The organism is Mesorhizobium sp. M7A.F.Ca.MR.245.00.0.0 (assembly GCF_003997415.1).
In the GTDB taxonomy this organism is placed as follows: Bacteria; Pseudomonadota; Alphaproteobacteria; order Rhizobiales; family Rhizobiaceae; genus Mesorhizobium.
Genome location: NZ_RZTE01000054.1, coordinates 6744 through 22251 on the forward strand (window position 1 = coordinate 6744; position 15508 = coordinate 22251).

General features: G+C 63.9%; 17 protein-coding genes and 1 pseudogene (1 of these 18 running past the window's edge). 13 read left to right on the forward strand and 5 right to left on the reverse strand.

The genetic code is table 11. The features are described from left to right. The 5 genes and pseudogenes from argJ to EOB80_RS31235 form a co-directional block, all read left to right on the forward strand. Positions 1-849 (forward strand): annotated as a pseudogene (gene argJ / locus EOB80_RS31215) (bifunctional glutamate N-acetyltransferase/amino-acid acetyltransferase ArgJ); it begins 385 nt to the left of the window's first position. A gap of 29 nt (positions 850-878) precedes the next feature. Then, on the forward strand, positions 879-1631 hold the full coding sequence (locus tag EOB80_RS31220) for a GNAT family N-acetyltransferase (protein ID WP_127322230.1): 753 nt from the start codon (positions 879-881) through the stop codon (positions 1629-1631). Beyond that, complete coding sequence (gene mutT, locus EOB80_RS31225; protein WP_127322229.1) at positions 1624-2046, forward strand: 8-oxo-dGTP diphosphatase MutT; 423 nt, start codon at positions 1624-1626, stop codon at positions 2044-2046. The genes EOB80_RS31220 and mutT overlap by 8 nt, the downstream gene beginning before the upstream one ends. A gap of 126 nt (positions 2047-2172) precedes the next feature. After that, positions 2173-2487 carry a hypothetical protein gene (locus EOB80_RS31230; RefSeq protein ID WP_013529445.1) on the forward strand — a complete coding sequence of 105 codons (315 nt, stop codon included), beginning with the start codon at positions 2173-2175 and terminating at the stop codon, positions 2485-2487. A 109-nt stretch (positions 2488-2596) separates the two neighbouring features. After that, positions 2597-2776, forward strand: a complete 180-nt coding sequence (locus EOB80_RS31235; RefSeq protein WP_127331755.1) for a Flp family type IVb pilin — start codon at positions 2597-2599, stop codon at positions 2774-2776. 90 nt (positions 2777-2866) lie between these two features. Here the strand turns inward: EOB80_RS31235 and EOB80_RS31240 are convergent, their stop codons facing one another. Beyond that, a complete protein-coding gene (locus tag EOB80_RS31240) occupies positions 2867-3742 on the reverse strand; it encodes a methyltransferase domain-containing protein (RefSeq protein ID WP_127322227.1) in 876 nt (291 codons plus the stop codon). Between the two features lie 65 nt (positions 3743-3807). Here EOB80_RS31240 and EOB80_RS31245 point away from each other — a divergent pair, with 65 nt between their 5' ends. Genes EOB80_RS31245 through EOB80_RS31265 form a run of 5 tightly spaced genes read left to right on the forward strand, consistent with a single transcriptional unit; the run spans position 3808 to position 6881 of the window. Further along, the gene (locus EOB80_RS31245; protein ID WP_127271367.1) at positions 3808-4608 is read left to right on the forward strand and encodes a ComF family protein; all 801 of its coding nucleotides are present in this window, start codon (positions 3808-3810) and stop codon (positions 4606-4608) included. Positions 4609-4635: 27 nt separating this feature from the next. Then, complete coding sequence (gene grxC, locus EOB80_RS31250) at positions 4636-4905, forward strand: glutaredoxin 3 (protein ID WP_127271365.1); 270 nt, start codon at positions 4636-4638, stop codon at positions 4903-4905. Between the two features lie 10 nt (positions 4906-4915). Beyond that, a complete protein-coding gene (locus EOB80_RS31255) occupies positions 4916-5782 on the forward strand; it encodes a carbon-nitrogen hydrolase family protein (protein ID WP_127331757.1) in 867 nt (288 codons plus the stop codon). Then, on the forward strand, positions 5779-6204 hold the full coding sequence (locus tag EOB80_RS31260; RefSeq protein ID WP_023811158.1) for a DUF1178 family protein: 426 nt from the start codon (positions 5779-5781) through the stop codon (positions 6202-6204). The genes EOB80_RS31255 and EOB80_RS31260 overlap by 4 nt, the downstream gene beginning before the upstream one ends. Before the next feature lie 14 nt (positions 6205-6218). Beyond that, the gene (locus EOB80_RS31265; RefSeq protein WP_127322210.1) at positions 6219-6881 is read left to right on the forward strand and encodes a hypothetical protein; all 663 of its coding nucleotides are present in this window, start codon (positions 6219-6221) and stop codon (positions 6879-6881) included. A 90-nt stretch (positions 6882-6971) separates the two neighbouring features. On the opposite strand, the gene EOB80_RS31270 is transcribed toward EOB80_RS31265, so the two are convergent. Next, positions 6972-7457, reverse strand: coding sequence for a MarR family transcriptional regulator (locus tag EOB80_RS31270; RefSeq protein ID WP_127322214.1), 486 nt, complete (start codon positions 7455-7457; stop codon positions 6972-6974). 96 nt (positions 7458-7553) lie between these two features. Here EOB80_RS31270 and EOB80_RS31275 point away from each other — a divergent pair, with 96 nt between their 5' ends. Next, positions 7554-8480, forward strand: coding sequence for a DMT family transporter (locus tag EOB80_RS31275; protein WP_127331759.1), 927 nt, complete (start codon positions 7554-7556; stop codon positions 8478-8480). Here the strand turns inward: EOB80_RS31275 and EOB80_RS31280 are convergent. The 3 genes from EOB80_RS31280 to EOB80_RS31290 form a co-directional block, all read right to left on the reverse strand. Further along, on the reverse strand, positions 8477-8794 hold the full coding sequence (locus EOB80_RS31280) for an MmcQ/YjbR family DNA-binding protein (protein ID WP_245466486.1): 318 nt from the start codon (positions 8792-8794) through the stop codon (positions 8477-8479). The genes EOB80_RS31275 and EOB80_RS31280 overlap by 4 nt on opposite strands. A 50-nt stretch (positions 8795-8844) precedes the next feature. Beyond that, complete coding sequence (gene ubiG, locus EOB80_RS31285; protein WP_127331763.1) at positions 8845-9594, reverse strand: bifunctional 2-polyprenyl-6-hydroxyphenol methylase/3-demethylubiquinol 3-O-methyltransferase UbiG; 750 nt, start codon at positions 9592-9594, stop codon at positions 8845-8847. Positions 9595-9792: 198 nt separating this feature from the next. Beyond that, positions 9793-11634, reverse strand: coding sequence for a CHASE3 domain-containing protein (locus EOB80_RS31290; RefSeq protein WP_127331765.1), 1842 nt, complete (start codon positions 11632-11634; stop codon positions 9793-9795). A 258-nt stretch (positions 11635-11892) separates the two neighbouring features. Between EOB80_RS31290 and EOB80_RS31295 the strand changes: the two genes are divergently transcribed. Both EOB80_RS31295 and ptsP read left to right on the forward strand, forming a co-directional pair. Further along, positions 11893-13146 (forward strand): aspartate kinase, encoded by a 1254-nt coding sequence (locus tag EOB80_RS31295; protein ID WP_013529459.1) that lies wholly within the window; start codon positions 11893-11895, stop codon positions 13144-13146. Between the two features lie 83 nt (positions 13147-13229). After that, positions 13230-15500: a phosphoenolpyruvate--protein phosphotransferase gene (gene ptsP / locus EOB80_RS31300; RefSeq protein WP_027038177.1), complete on the forward strand. Its 2271-nt coding sequence runs from the start codon at positions 13230-13232 to the stop codon at positions 15498-15500. The last annotated feature ends 8 nt before the right edge of the window (positions 15501-15508 follow it).

Sequence of the window (15508 nt, forward strand, 5' to 3'; positions counted from 1 at the left end):
AAATTCAGCCACCTGCTGGCCGGGCTGGTCAGCAATGGCAAGCCTGGGCTCTGGACCGAAGCGGCAAAGGCGATCATGACCACGGATACCTATCCGAAACTGGCGACTGCGACCGTCAAGCTCGGCGACGCCGATGTCACCATCAACGGCATTTCCAAGGGCGCCGGCATGATCGCGCCCGACATGGCGACGATGCTCTCCTTCATCGCCACCGATGCGCCGATCGCCGCCCCCGTCCTGCAGGATCTGTTGTCGCGCGGCACGGCCAAGACCTTCAACGCGGTCACCGTCGACAGCGACACGTCAACCAGCGACACGCTGCTGATCTTCGCCACCGGCAAGGCCGCCAAGCGCGGCGCGCCGGAGATAACCGATCCCAAGGATGCCCGTCTCGGCGCGTTCCGCCGGGCGCTCGGCAAGGTGCTGAAATCGCTGGCGCTGCAAGTGGTGCGCGACGGCGAGGGCGCCCGCAAGCAGGTCGAAGTCACCGTCACCGGCGCCAAATCGGCGCGCTCGGCCAAGCGCATCGCTCTGTCCATCGCCAATTCGCCGCTGGTCAAGACGGCGGTCGCCGGCGAGGACGCCAATTGGGGCCGCGTCGTCATGGCCGTCGGCAAGGCCGGTGAACCCGCCGATCGCGACCGGCTGTCGATCTGGTTCGGCGACAACAGGCTGGCGCATGAAGGCGAGCGCGACCCCGGCTACTCCGAGGCCGCTACGTCGGCCTACATGAAGCGCGACGACATCCGCATCCGCGCTGATATCGGCATCGGCCGCGGCAAGGCGACGGTGTGGACCTGCGATCTCACCAAGGAATATGTCGCCATCAACGGCGATTATCGGAGCTGATGGTTTTGAGCTCCAGGCATCCGGCAAGCATGCTCGCGATCGTACGCCGCTACGAGGCTGCCGGCTTTCGCGCCTGGCCGGCAGCCGCCGTCCACTATGACGGCACCTGGGTGGTGCGGCTGACCGCCGGCCATCCGGCCAAGCGGCTGAACTCGGTCAATCCGCTCGATCCCGGCGATATCATGCACATGGCCGACCGTATCGGCCGGGCCAGCCGCCGTTTCGATGCCTATGGAAGGCCGCTGACGTTCCGCATGTCGCCGCTGTCGGGTCCAGATCTCGCCAGCCATCTCGACCGCGAGGGCTGGAGCCGGTTCGACGAGTCGCTGGTCATGCGGCTGCCGCTGGCCGGCGCGCAGCTCGACGCCGCCATGGACCAGATTCCGCTGAAGGACATCAGCCGCTTCATCGGTGCGTTGCTCAAGGTCAGCGGTTCGGATGTTTCGCTGCGGCCCGGCCTGTCGGAGATCATCGGTGCCATCCAGCCCGAAGCCGGGCTGTTCGCGCTCGAAGATGGAGCCGAGGCACTGGCAACGCTTATCTGCGTGCATGACGGCGATCTCGCCGGCTTGTTCGAGGTCGCCACCGACAGATCGGCGCGCAACAGGGGCCATGGCCGCAACCTGATCCTGTCGGCGCTCAAATGGGCGCGGCTGCGGGGCGCGCGGGAAGCATGGCTGCAGGTCGAGGCCAACAACGTGCCGGCGCTGGCGCTCTACCATTCGCTCGGCTTCGAGGAAGTCTATCGCTACCACTACCGCCGGCCGCCGGGTCATGAATGATGTCGTGACCGCCGGCAAACGCCTGCTCCTGGTCGCCGCCTGCGCGCTGGTCGATGCCGACGGCCGGGTGCTTCTGGCGCAGCGGCCTCAGGGCAAGCAACTTGCCGGATTGTGGGAATTTCCCGGCGGCAAGGTCGAGCCCGGCGAGACGCCCGAACAATGCATCATTCGCGAACTGCATGAAGAAATCGGCATCGAAACCGACATTCCATGCCTGGCGCCGCTTACTTTCGCCAGTCATTCCTACGACGATTTCCACCTGCTGATGCCGCTGTTCATCTGCCGCCGCTTTCGCGGCATAGCCCAGCCCAGGGAAGGGCAGACGCTGAAATGGGTGCGGCCGAAGCAGATGCGCGACTATCCGATGCCGCCGGCCGATGCGCCGCTGATTCCGTTCCTCATCGATCTTCTCTGAGGTTCGCGTCCGGTCGCTTCCTGCCGAGGCGTGTATCAGCCAGCGTTAATGGAAGATTTATCTCGTCGTGAAAAATTGAAGCATGGCCGTTCGCGGCCGAGCCGTCGATTTGCCGGGAGCGATAGCATGAGCCTAGACAGGGATTGGGACTCGATCCGGCCCGAGCGCGGTTTTCGCGCCGCCGATGCGGGCATGGGCATATTGCGCATCACGCTGCTGTTCGGTTCGGCCGCGGTGGCGCTGGCGCTGATTGCAACCCCTTTCCTCGACAGCCAGACACGCTCGCTGTCGGCCCGTGATGGTTTCGGCGGGCTTGACATGGCGGCGACAGGCTCGATCGGCCATCGCGAAACCTACACGCTGCGCCGCAGCGTGCTGCAGCCGCAACCGAGCTCGGTCTGCATCATCAGGTCCAATGGCAGGAGCAGCGGCGACTGCTGACATGGTTAAGAGATTTCGGAAAGGCGGCAGCTTCATCGCCTGTTAAGCCTTTGCCGTTAACCTTTCTTAACAGGTCGGCTGTAAGGTCCCGGACAGAGGGGTTAAGGCCATGAAAGCAGTGCTGCTGCGTTTTCTGAACGACGAGACCGGCGCCACGGCCGTCGAATATGGCTTGATCGTCGCCGTTCTGTCACTGGCCATCGTCGGCGGCATCGGCCGGGTCTTCGACTCGCTCATCTGGCTGTTCAGCGACAACAGCAGCAGGCTTGCGAACGCCTTCATCCCCTGAACTCCAGGTTCTTTTTTCATCCATGTCGTCTGCCAAAACGGGGGCCACTTTTCGGCGACATGCATTGACTTTCCGCGTCCGCGGGCAGGATCATTGCCCGCCGGGCGCCTCCAGGATTGTTTTCAGCGAGACCTTGGCCGACCCTGGCTTAAGCGGTTTTTGCTGCGATGCGTCGGGCGCCCAGCCGGACATCCAGACAATCGAGAAACTTGCCCTCACGCGGCCGTCGGGGTCGGAAAACCGCTCGGCGTAGATTTCCGCCGCACGGGCAAACAGCTTGCGCGAGCCCGGCCGCCGGCTGCGATCGGTGAGCGCAGAGGTTTCGCCCATGGCCCGCAGATCCGCCATCAGGTTGAACAGGCTGGCATAGCGCACCGTCACCGTCTCGACGTCGGCGACCGGCAGAGCGAGACCGGCGCGCTGCAGCAGCGCACCGGCATCGCGCACGTCGGTGAACGGGGCGACACGCGGGCTGGCGCCGCCGTAAAGCTCGGTCTCGGCCGAAAGCAGGCTTTCGCGCAACTCGAAAAGCGTACCGGCGCCGGCAAAGGCGCCGAGGAAAAGCCCATCCGGCCGCAACGCACGGCGGATCTGGATCAGCATGCCGGGAATGTCGTTCATGGCCTGCAGCGACAGAAGCGACACCGCCAGATCGAGGCTTTCCGCTTCGAACGGCACGGTTTCGAGCGGTGCGATCAAGCCGGCGCCGCCACCGCTCAGGAAGGCCGTGTCCGCCTCGACGCGGACGATGTCGGCGACCTTGCCGCTTTCGGCGAGCGTTTCGGCTGCTGCAGGCGTCTGGCAAAACAGCACAGCCGCCTTGCCGAACCTGCGCTCGACGGCGCCCAGCCGGTCGGCAAGGTCCTCGGCCGTGCGGCGCATGAGGAAGTCCGCGCCGTCGACCGGATGGGCAAGCGCGCGCCGCTTGTGCGCCAGCCATAGAGAGGTATCCATTATCGGCTGCAACGGGCAGATCCTTTGTTTGTCCACGCTCCGGGATCGTTGATATAGTGGCGCGCAGGAGCAACCACGTGGCCGATCCGATGCCCAAGATCAAGTCCATCGCGATCACGAACCTGGCCCGGTCGGTTGTCGGCTGGCCGGCGCGTATGCTGTTTCCGCCGGTCTGCGCCGGTTGCCGCCGGCATGTCTCGCAGCCAGGCGTGCTGTGCGGCGCCTGCTGGCCGAAGCTCAGGCTGCTGGAGCGGCCATGGTGCCCGGTCATGGGCACGCCGTTCACCCACCATATGGGCGAAGGCTTTCTGTCGGCCGAGGCGATTGCCGACCCGCCGCCTTTCGAGCGGGCGCGGGCGGCGGTCGCCTATTCCGGCGTTGCCCGCCAGATGGTGCAGGGGCTGAAATACCAGGATCGCACGGATCTGGCACCCTGGATGGCGCGCTGGATGGTTCGCGCCGGTGCCGATCTCATCGCCGAGGCGGATGTGGTGGTGCCGGTGCCGCTGCACTGGCGGCGCTTTTTCAGGCGGCGCTTCAACCAATCGGCGGAACTGGCGAGGGCGGTCTCGACGCTTAGTCAACTGCCCTTCGCCCCCTCGGCGGTGCGGCGCGTGAAACTCACCCGCCAGCAGGTCGGGCTGGAGCGCGGGGAACGCGAGGAAAATGTGCGGGCTGCCTTTCGGGTACCCGCCGAGGCGGAAATCGAGATCGCCGGCCGCAGGGTGCTTTTGATCGACGATGTCTACACCACCGGCGCCACGGTGCGTTCCGCCACCAAGGCGCTGAAAAGGGGAGGTGCGGCCGCCGTCGACGTGCTGACCTTTGCCCGTGTGTTGCCGGGGGACTTCCGGGCGGACGAGTCCGCGACTATATAAGTCGGCAACGAACAGCGGAAATTCGTCATGGCCGATGTCACGATCTACACCCGCATGATGTGCGGCTATTGCACGGCAGCCAAGCGGCTGCTCGAGCGCAAGGGCGTCGCCTTTACCGAGCATGATGCCTCCTTCTCGCCGGAACTGCGCCAGGAGATGATCTCCCGGGCGCATGGCCGCACGACCTTTCCGCAGATTTTCATCGGCGATACGCATGTCGGCGGCTGTGACGACCTCCACGAGCTAGAGGCCGAAGGCCGGCTGGACAAACTGCTCGCCAACGGCGCGACGAATTGAGGGAATGACGATGGGTGTTTTCAAAGCCGCTGCGATCCAGATGCGCTCAGGTGAGAGTCCCGAGCGCAACGCCGTGGATCTCGAACGGCTGGTGCGCGAAGCAGCCAGCCTGGGTGCCACCTATATCCAGACGCCGGAAATGACCGGCGCGCTGATCCGCGACAGGCAAGCCCGCGCAGCCTCCTTCACCTCCGAGGACAAGGACATCGTCGTCGCGACCGCGCGCAGGCTGGCCAGGGAGCTCGGCGTGTTCCTGCATATCGGCTCGACCGCCATTTTACGCGCCGACGGCAAGCTCGCCAACCGGGCGCTGCTGTTCGGGCCGGATGGTGCTGCGCTCGCCACCTACGACAAGATCCATATGTTCGACGTTGACCTCGACAATGGCGAATCCTGGCGTGAATCCGCCGCTTACGAACCGGGCACCGAGGCCGTCGTCACCGAGATCGAGGGTGCAAAGCTCGGCTTCGCCGTTTGCTACGATCTGCGCTTTCCGCAATTGTTCCGCGCCGAGGCGCTTGCCGGCGCCGACCTGCTTTCGGTACCGGCCGCCTTCACCCGCCAGACCGGCGAGGCGCACTGGCACGTGCTGCTCAGGGCCCGCGCCATCGAGAATGGCGCCTATGTCGTTGCCGCCGCGCAAGGCGGCCTGCATGAGGATGGCCGCGAGACCTACGGTCATTCGCTGATCGTCGATCCGTGGGGCCGTATCATCGCGGAAGCCGCGCATGACGAACCGGCGGTGATCGTCGCCGAGATCGACCCGGCGCAGTCGCTTGCCGCGCGCAAGAAGATCCCCAATCTCAGAAATGCACGGGATTTCGCCGTCAATGCCGGTTCGGGCGAGGCGCCGCGGCTCAGGGGTGCAGCCTCTTGATCCGCTTTGCCCTGATCTGCGAGCACGAGCACGAATTCGAAGGCTGGTTCCGCAGCAACGACGATTTCGACACCCAGAAGAAGCGCGGCTTTGTCGATTGCCCCACCTGCGGATCGCACAAGGTGCAGAAGGCGCTGATGGCGCCGGCTGTCTCCACGGCGCGCAAGCAGGAAACCATAGCGCTCGCCATGGGCGAGGCGCAGAAGCAGGCTTTGGCACAGCTCAAGGCGATGGCCGAGAAGGTGCGCGAGAATGCCGACTATGTCGGCGACAAGTTCGCCGAGGAAGCGCGAAAGATCCATTTCGGCGAGAGCGACCCGCGCGGCATCTATGGCGAGGCGACGCTGGACGAAGCCAAGAGCTTGGCCGAGGACGGCGTCGAGTTCATGCCGATCCCGGTGTTCCCGGACGATCGCAACTGAATTCCGAGGGAGCTTTGCGCGACCCAGAAGCGATTGAGCCGGAACGCAGCATAAGAGCCGTCGTTGGCCGATTAGCCCGCTGGGCCGCCGTGAAGCTTAGCGGTACCCGAACGGTCGACGGATTGCTCATCATAAGCGACAAGGGCACCGACAAGATCGTCGAGGCGCTTCAGCTTATTCGTGATTTTGATCCAGTGCGCTACAGACGGCTGCTTGGTGACGTAAGACAGGTGTTCGTCACAACCCTTCCTGCTTCCGTCGCGCAATGGGCAAACTCCTCCAAGGCGTGCGAATTGGACGAGCGCCATATCATCAGCGAAGAGACGACGCCGGAATTGGTCGCTTCGATTATCGTCCATGAGGCCACCCACGCGCGGCTTATGCGATGCGGTATCGGCTACGAAGAGGCGTTGCGGGATCGCGTCGAGCAGGTCTGTCTGCGTCGAGAAATAGCCTTTGCGGCCAGACTGCCGACAGGAAAGGGCCGGGGCCAGCAAGCTGAAGCGACACTTGAGGCCATGCCGGACTTTTCCGACAAGGCGATGAGTGAGCGAAATCTCAGTGGTTTGCGAGATGCTCTGCTCTACCTCAACATGCCGACCCGGCTTGTCCACCTCACCGTATCATACCAGCGCTGGAAACACCGGCGCCGGTTCTCGCGGCAGCCTATGAACTGACCGGCTAGAGCATTTCACCGTTTCACGGAGAGGGGGCTCTAACTCTTTGTTTGACGCAATTCTAGGCGGAAAACTTTTCCTGGAGTTGCTCTAGCCCACACTCCCGATCAATTTCTCAAGCAGCCGAGAGAGCGTCTCCTGTTCCGCCGGCGTCAAGCCCGAGAGAACCTCGTGTTCGTTGGCCACGTGGGCGGTAACGGCTTCATCGATCAAGGCCAGGCCCTTGTCGGTCAGCCGCACGACAATGCCGCGCCTATCGTTGGGATGCGGCCCGCGCAGGATCAATCCGGACGTTTCGAGCCGGTCTAGCCTGTTGGTCATGGCGCCGGACGTCACCATCGTCGCCTCGTAGAGAGCGGTCGGCGTCAGCGCGTAGGGAGAGCCTGAACGGCGCAGCGTTGCCAGCACGTCAAATTCCCCGGACTGCAATCCATAACGGGCAAACAACGGCGCCAGGCGCTCGCGGGCGATCAGCGAGGAGGCCTCGTTCAGCCGCCCGAGCACACCCATTGGCGAGACATCCAGATCGGGCCGCTCCCGCTTCCATTGCTCGATCGCTCTTGCTGCCCTGTCCAATTGTCTCACCATCATATATCTTGACGTTAAGAATCTTTCCATTATCTTATCTTAACATGCAATGCCGGCCAAGGGCCGCGCTACAGGATTCGGTCAATGAAACGTCTTTGGGATTCGGCGCTCGGCCTGCTGGTCGTCACCGGCGGCCTGCTCGGCCTGACGCTGCCATTCGGCAAGCTCGCCACGGCTGCCGGCGTGCCGGCCATGGTCTGGGCCTTCGTCATCTCGCTCGGCGCCGGCGGCGTCTTGCTGTGCGTGCTCCTGGCTCGCGGCCAGCGGGTCCGGCTCACCGCGCACAAATTCCGCTATTTCTTCGTCACCGCCGCGGTGTCCTATGCCGTCCCCAACCTCCTGATGTTCTCGGCCATCCCGCATCTGGGCGCCGGCTACACCGGCATCATGTTCACCCTGTCGCCTGTCATCACACTGGTGTTCTCGATCCTGTTGCGTGTCCGGCGCCCCAACATGCTGGGCATTGTCGGCATCGCCGTCGGCTTCGTCGGCGCCGTCATGGTCGCGGTGACGCGCGGCGAGGCCGGCCAGCCGGCCGATTTGTTCTGGGTGGGGATGGGGTTGCTCATTCCGGTCAGCCTTGCCGCCGGCAACATCTACCGCACGGTCGACTCGCCGGACGGCACCGGCCCGATCGAGCTTGCCGTCGGCAGCCATCTGGCGTCGGCGGCGATGCTGCTTGCCGGCATTCTCCTCCTGTTCGGCGGCGAGGCTTTCGCGCCACTCGGCGGCGTGCCGCTGGTGGTGGTCGCGCAGGTTGCGTCGGCATCGGCGATGTTCGCCTTCTTCTTCCGGCTGCAGGCGGTTGGCGGTCCGGTCTATCTCAGCCAGATCGGTTATGTCGCGGCGGCCGTCGGCCTGTTTGCCGGAACCATCTTCCTCGGCGAGCACTATCAGCTGCTGACCTGGGCAGGCGCGCTCATCATCACCGCCGGCGTGTTCATCACCACCAGGGCACAAAGCCAGAAGGGTCGAGTTCCTGCAGCCGGAACCGCCTTGCCGATCCGTTAGGCCTGGCTCGCGTCAAAGATTTTCCTGAGAGCCGGCGGGGCAACATTTCGCCATGACATCCGTATTGCGCTACGAAATGTCTGTTCATCGCATGCGTCAAGAATGATCGACGTCCAGCCCTTTCGTCCCCATCCACCAGGCACTGGCTTGAAAACCAGCGGTTCGGCTGCAGTCGTCATCTCTTGCTGGCCGGTGTCGAGCTTTATGACGGCGCGATCGTTTTCGGACAGCGACATGAAGATGCGATTGCGTACCCGGAAGTCGGCCTTGCCGAAATGCGATTTCTCGGCCGCTTCGGGAAGCTCAAGCGCCAATTGTCGGGCTCTCACACTGTCCACGGCCCGACAAATCTCCAGATCAGCCTTCAGACTGAGCCTTTTTCCGCCAGGACTATGTAGTTGACGTCCATGTCCTTCGAGCGTGCCCAGCGGTCGGCCAGCGGGTTGTAGGTGACGCCGGTGCGGTCGATGATGGTCAGGCCGGCACCGCCAAGCGCCTTTTCGAGTTCTTCCGGGCGCACCAGCTTGCCGAACTGATGGGTGCCGCGCGGTAGCCAGCGCAGTACATATTCGGCGCCGATGATGGCTAAGCCCAGCGCCTTCAGGGTGCGGTTGATGGTGGCTACGAACATGATGCCGCCGGGCCGCACCATCTCGCCGCATTTGGCGACGAACAGGTCGATGTCGGCGACATGCTCGACCACTTCCATGTTGAGGATGACGTCGAATTTTTCGCCGGCGTCGGCAAGGTCCTCGGCCGTCGTGGCGCGATAGTCGACGCTGACATTGCCCTCGGCAGCGTGCAGCTTGGCCACTTCGATGTTGGTTTCGGAGGCATCCGCGCCCACGACTTCGGCGCCAAGCCGCGCCATCGGCTCGCACAGAAGTCCGCCGCCGCAGCCGATGTCGAGGATGCGCAGGCCCTCGAAAGGCCTTGCAGCGCGCGGGTCACGGCCGAAGCGCGTCGCTATCTGGTCGCGGATATAGGCCAGCCGGACCGGATTGAATTTGTGCAGGGGGCGGAACTTGCCGTTCGGGTTCCACCATTCGGCGGCAAGGGCGGAAAAGCGTTCCACTTCTCCGGCATCGATCGTCGATCGTCGGGGCTCTGGCATGGGTTGGTCTCCTCGACACTACAGCGCCGCACGTCCTCTTGGACGCGCAAAGGACGCTGTAGCACTTTAGATTCTGCGCATGATCCTTTCCGAAATCGACTTCGATTTCGGGGTCGTGCGCTAGGAAGTCGGGCGTGAGGCCGCGAATGTCAAGGCAACAATTTTCGATGCTGCCAAGGGGCTGACAGAGTGGCCGACCTACTTCGTGCCGAGCACGTCACGCAGTTTCGCCGCCAGTTGCTCGATGGTGAAGGGCTTGGCGAGGAAATGCACGTCGTGGTCGAGCACGCCGTTGTGGACCACGGCGTTCCTGGTGAAGCCGGTGGTGAAGATCACCTTCAGTAGCGGCATGCGGGCAACGGCCTCTTCCGCCAGCTTGCGGCCGTTCATGACGGGCATGACGATGTCGGTGAACAGCAGGGCGACGTTCGGGTTCTCCGCCAGTTTCTGCAACGCTTCCTCGCCGCTCGCGGCATGAATGACGGTGTATCCGAGTTCGCGTATGGCCTCAGTCGTGGAGACCCGCACGCGGGCATCATCCTCGACGACAAGGATCGTTTCGGTGACCGGTGCGGCGGTGTTGTCGCCTCGCCCCGTGGTCATGGCCGGCTCTTCGGCGCCGAAATACCGCGGCAAGTAGATCTTGATCGTCGTGCCTTCGCCGGGTTCGGAATAGATGTTGACATGCCCACCCGACTGTTTGACGAAGCCGAACACCTGGCTCAACCCCAGGCCGGTGCCCTTGTTGACCGCCTTGGTGGTGAAGAAGGGCTCGAAGGCCTTGGCGATGACATCGGGGGTCATGCCCGAACCGGTATCGCTGACGGCGATCATCACATACTGGCCGGCCGCGACTTCGGCATGGGCGGCGGCGTAGCTGTCGTCGAGATGGCTGTTGGCGGTCTCGATGGTCAGCTTGCCATCGTCGCCCATGGCGTCGCGGGCGTTGACGGCCAGGTTGAGAACGGCGTTCTCGATCTGGCTCGGGTCGGCATGGGTTTTCCACAAGTCTCCCGCCAGCACCGTTTCGATGCGGATGGTTTCGCCGAGTGCCCGCCGGATCAGGTCGGACATCCCGGTCAGCAGGCGGTTGGCGTCGACGATCTGCGGCGCCAGCGGCTGCTGACGCGAGAAGGCGAGCAGCCGGGCCGTCAGATTGGCGGCGCGGGTCGCGGCATCGATCGCCGCATCGATGAATTGTGCGATGTCGTGCTCGCCGCGCGCCAGCTTGCGCTGGGCGAGGTTCATGGCGCTGATGATCACCGCCAGCATGTTGTTGAAGTCGTGGGCGATGCCACCTGTAAGCTGGCCTACCGCCTCCATCTTGTGCATCTGGCGGATCTGGGACTCGGCCTTTTCACGTGTCTCGATCTCGTTGCCGAGCGCGACGTTCTTGCGCACCAGCTCATCCTGGGCAACGGCAACCTCACGGAAGCGGCGGCGCGATTCCCTGATCGCGTAGCCGGCAAGCAGGAAGATCGCCAGCAGCGCCGCCACCGAACCGATGCGTAGCCAGGCCTCGACCTGGTCGGTATGCGCGTCGCGCGCGGCGACGGCTGCGGCGCTGATGCGTCGGACCGTATCCATGCTGGTCCGGATTTCGTCCATGACGGCCTTGCCCTGGCCGCTGCGAATCAGATCCAGCGCTTTCGTCGCATTGCCCTGTTCGTACAGGGCAATCGTCTCGGCAAGTTCGGCCTGCTTTTGCGAAAGCGCGTCCTTGATATGGTTGATCGGCTGGACGAGCTGGTCGTCGGGGGCGGTCAAGCTGTCGATGCGGGCAAGTTGCCCCGGAATGGCGCCGACAGCGCTTCGATAGGGTTCGAGATAGGATTTCTCGCCGGTCAGCAGGTAGCCCCGCTGGCCGCTCTCGGCTTCCTGCGCCAGAGAAAGCAGACCCGAAAGCAATTGCTGATATTCGATTGCCTCGCGCGCGGCGGCGCGGTTGGCCCGTTGTTCCTCGACCAGCATGGCGCGGCTGCCGACAATCAGCGCCAGCACGGCGAAGCCGGCGACAAGCGGAAGCGATTGCCATCGCATGGCACGTCGAAGACGAGCAATCATCATCTGTTATGCCGAACCAAAAGAATTCCCCGCAGGCAGCATTTCGTAAGCGGCGGCGGGGCGGAAGGCAATATGCCGGCTTCTGGAGCCGGCAATCGACCGCCAGCCTTGCGAAACCTTCATCATTTGGCTAAGGAGGCCGCGCATTCAGCGGCCGGCGTCAGCCGGCCTTCCGCTTTTCGGGATTCCGGCTTTTGGCCGGGATCCGGCTTCAGGCAAAGGCATTTCGCTCCCATGGCGCGCATCGTGATGAAATTCGGCGGAACCTCGGTCGCCGACATCGCCCGCATCCGCAACGTGGCGCGTCACGTCAAACGCGAGGTCGACGCCGGCCATGAGGTGGCGGTGGTCGTTTCGGCGATGGCCGGGAAGACCAATGAACTGGTCGGGTGGACGCGTGAGGCCTCGCCGATGCACGACGCACGCGAATATGACGCGGTCGTCGCTTCGGGCGAGCAGGTCACGGCCGGCCTTCTGGCCATTACCTTGCAGAACATGGGCGTGCACGCCCGCTCCTGGCAGGGCTGGCAGATCCCGATCAAGACCGACAATGCGCATGGAGCGGCGCGCATCCTCGACATCGACGGCGCGTTCCTGATCAAGCGCTTCGGCGAGGGCCAGGTGGCGGTGATCGCCGGGTTCCAGGGCATTGGCCCGGACAATCGTATCGCCACGCTCGGCCGCGGCGGCTCCGATACCAGTGCTGTCGCCATAGCCGCGGCGGTCAAGGCCGATCGCTGCGACATCTATACCGACGTCGACGGGGTCTACACCACCGATCCGCGCATCGAGCCCAAGGCGCGGCGGCTGGCCAAGATATCGTTCGAGGAAATGCTTGAAATGGCCTCGCTCGGCGCCAAGGTTCTGCAGGTGCGTTCGGTCGAGCTTGCCATGGTGCACAGGGTGCGTACCTTCGTGCGGTCGTCCTTCGACGATCCCGACGCGCCCGGAATGGGGGATTTGCTCAATCCGCCCGGAACGCTCATTTGCGACGAGGAAGAGATCGTGGAACAGCAGGTCGTCACCGGAATTGCCTACGCCAAGGATGAAGCGCAGATTTCGCTGCGCCGGGTCGGCGACCGGCCGGGCGTTGCCGCCGGCATCTTCGGGCCGCTGGCCGAGGCCAACATCAATGTCGACATGATCGTCCAGAACATTTCCGAGGATGGCAAGTTCACCGACATGACCTTCACCGTGCCGTCGGGCGATGTCGACAAGGCGCTGGCCGTGCTTGAACGCCTCAAGGCGTCGATCGGCTACGATGTCGTGCAGTCGGAAGCCGGCATGTCGAAGGTTTCGGTCATCGGCATCGGCATGAGGAGCCATGCCGGCGTCGCCGCCACCGCTTTCAAGGCGCTGGCCGACAAATCGATCAACATCCGCGCCATCACGACCTCCGAGATCAAGATTTCGATCCTGATCGACGGTCCGTATACGGAACTTGCGGTTCGTACTTTGCATTCCGTCTACGGTCTGGATAAGCAGTAGCGAGAACGATTTGAGTTGTTGCGTGTGCGCCGGTCGCGGTGGAAACTGCGGCGGGCAGAATGCCCATTGGAGAAGAAGCCGCGATGCGTGATCAGGCCAGTGGCCCGCGCGTTTTGCTCAAACGGCTCCGCGAGCTCATGCAGGAGCCGCTGGAGCCGCAGGAGCGGCTTGACCGGATCGTGCGCGACATCGCCTCCAACATGGTCGCGGAAGTCTGCTCGCTCTATGTGCTGCGCGCCGATTCGGTGCTCGAACTCTACGCCACCGAAGGTCTGAACCCGAACGCCGTCCATTTGGCGCAGTTGCGGCTGGGCCAAGGCCTGGTCGGCACGATTGCCGCCAGCGCGCGGCCGCTCAACCTGTCCAATGCGCAGGAACACCCTGCCTTTGCCTATCTGCCGGAGACCGGGGAAGAGATCTACAACTCGTTCCTCGGCGTGCCGGTGCTGCGGGCAGGGCGCACGCTGGGCGTGCTGGTGGTGCAGAACAAAACCATGCGCCACTATCGCGACGACGAGGTCGAGGCGCTGGAAACCACGGCGATGGTGATCGCCGAGATGATCGCCACCGGCGATCTGGCGCGGCTGACCCGGCCCGGCCTCGAACTCGATCTGCGCCGCCCTGTCAGCTTCACCGGCCTGTCCTTCAATGAGGGCGTCGGGCTTGGCCATGTCGTGCTGCACGAGCCGCGCATCGTGGTCACCAATCTGTTCAACGAAGACAGCGAGGAAGAGGTCCGCCGGCTCGAGACCTCACTCAGCTCGCTCAGGCTGTCCATCGACGACATGCTGGAGCGCCGCGACGTCGCCTTCGAAGGCGAGCATCGCCAGGTGCTGGAAGCCTATCGCATGTTCGCCAACGATCGCGGCTGGGTGCGGCGGCTGGAAGAGGCCATCCGCAACGGCCTGACGGCCGAAGCGGCGGTGGAAAAGGTGCAGAGCGACATGCGCGCCCGCATGCTGCACATGACCGATCCCTATCTGCGCGAGCGGATGAGCGATTTCGACGACCTCGCCAACCGCCTGCTGCGCCAGCTGATGGGGCGCGGGCCGGAAGATGTCGCCGCATCCTTGCCGAAGGACGCCATCATCGTTGCCCGTTCGATGGGGGCCGCCGAGCTGCTCGACTATCCCAGGGACAAGATGCGCGGGCTGGTGCTCGAGGATGGTGCCGCGACCAGCCACGTCGTCATTGTCGCGCGCGCCATGGGCATTCCCGTCGCCGGACAGATGAAGGGCGCCGTCTCCATGGCGGAAAACGGCGACGCCATCATCGTCGACGGCGAAGAGGGCGTGATCCATTTGCGGCCGCAGCCCGATCTCGAAGCCGCCTATGCCGAAAAGGTGCGTTTCAGGGCGCGCCGGCAAGAGGTCTACCGCGAACTGCGCAAGAAGCCGTCGACGACCAGGGACGGTGTCCAGGTCGACCTGTTGATGAATGCCGGTCTCGCCGTCGACCTGCCGCAGCTTGCCGAAGCGGGTGCGGCCGGTATCGGCCTGTTCCGCACCGAACTTCAATTCATGGTCGCCTCGACATTTCCTCGGGCCGAAGCCCAGGAAAAGCTGTACCGCGACGTGCTCGAAGCGGCGCGCGGCAAGCCGGTCACTTTCCGCACCATCGACATTGGCGGCGACAAGGTGCTACCCTATTTCAAGGGTGCGATCCAGGAAGAGAACCCGGCGCTTGGCTGGCGGGCGATTCGCCTGACGCTTGACCGGCCGGGGTTGTTGCGCACCCAGATCCGCGCTTTGCTCAAGGCCAGCGGCGGCCGCGAATTGAAGCTGATGCTGCCGATGGTGACCGAGCTGGGCGAGATCGCCCAGGCACGCGAGATCATCGATCGCGAGGTGCGGCATTTGTCGCGCTTTGCCCATCATTTGCCGACCAGCCTGAAGCTGGGCGCGATGTTGGAAGTTCCGTCGCTATTGTTCCAGCTCGATGAATTGATGAAGGCGGTCGATTTCGTCTCGGTCGGTTCGAACGACCTGTTCCAGTTCGTCATGGCCGTCGACCGTGGCAACACGCAATTGGCAAACCGCTTCGACACGCTGTCGGCGCCGTTCCTGCGTGTGCTCAAGCAGATCGCCGATGCCGGCGTCCGCAACAATACGCCGGTGACGCTGTGCGGCGAACTCGCCGGCAAGCCGATCTCGGCGATGGCGCTGATCGGCCTCGGTTTCCGTTCGATCTCGATGTCGCCGGCCTCGATCGGTCCGGTCAAGGCGATGCTGACGGAACTGCCGCTGGACGAGTTGAAGGCGTTTTTCGACGACAATCTGATGGCTCCGGCACAGGGCTTGCCGATGCGGGCGCTGCTGCAGGCCTTTGCCGACGACCGTTCGATCCCATTGTAGCAGCCTCA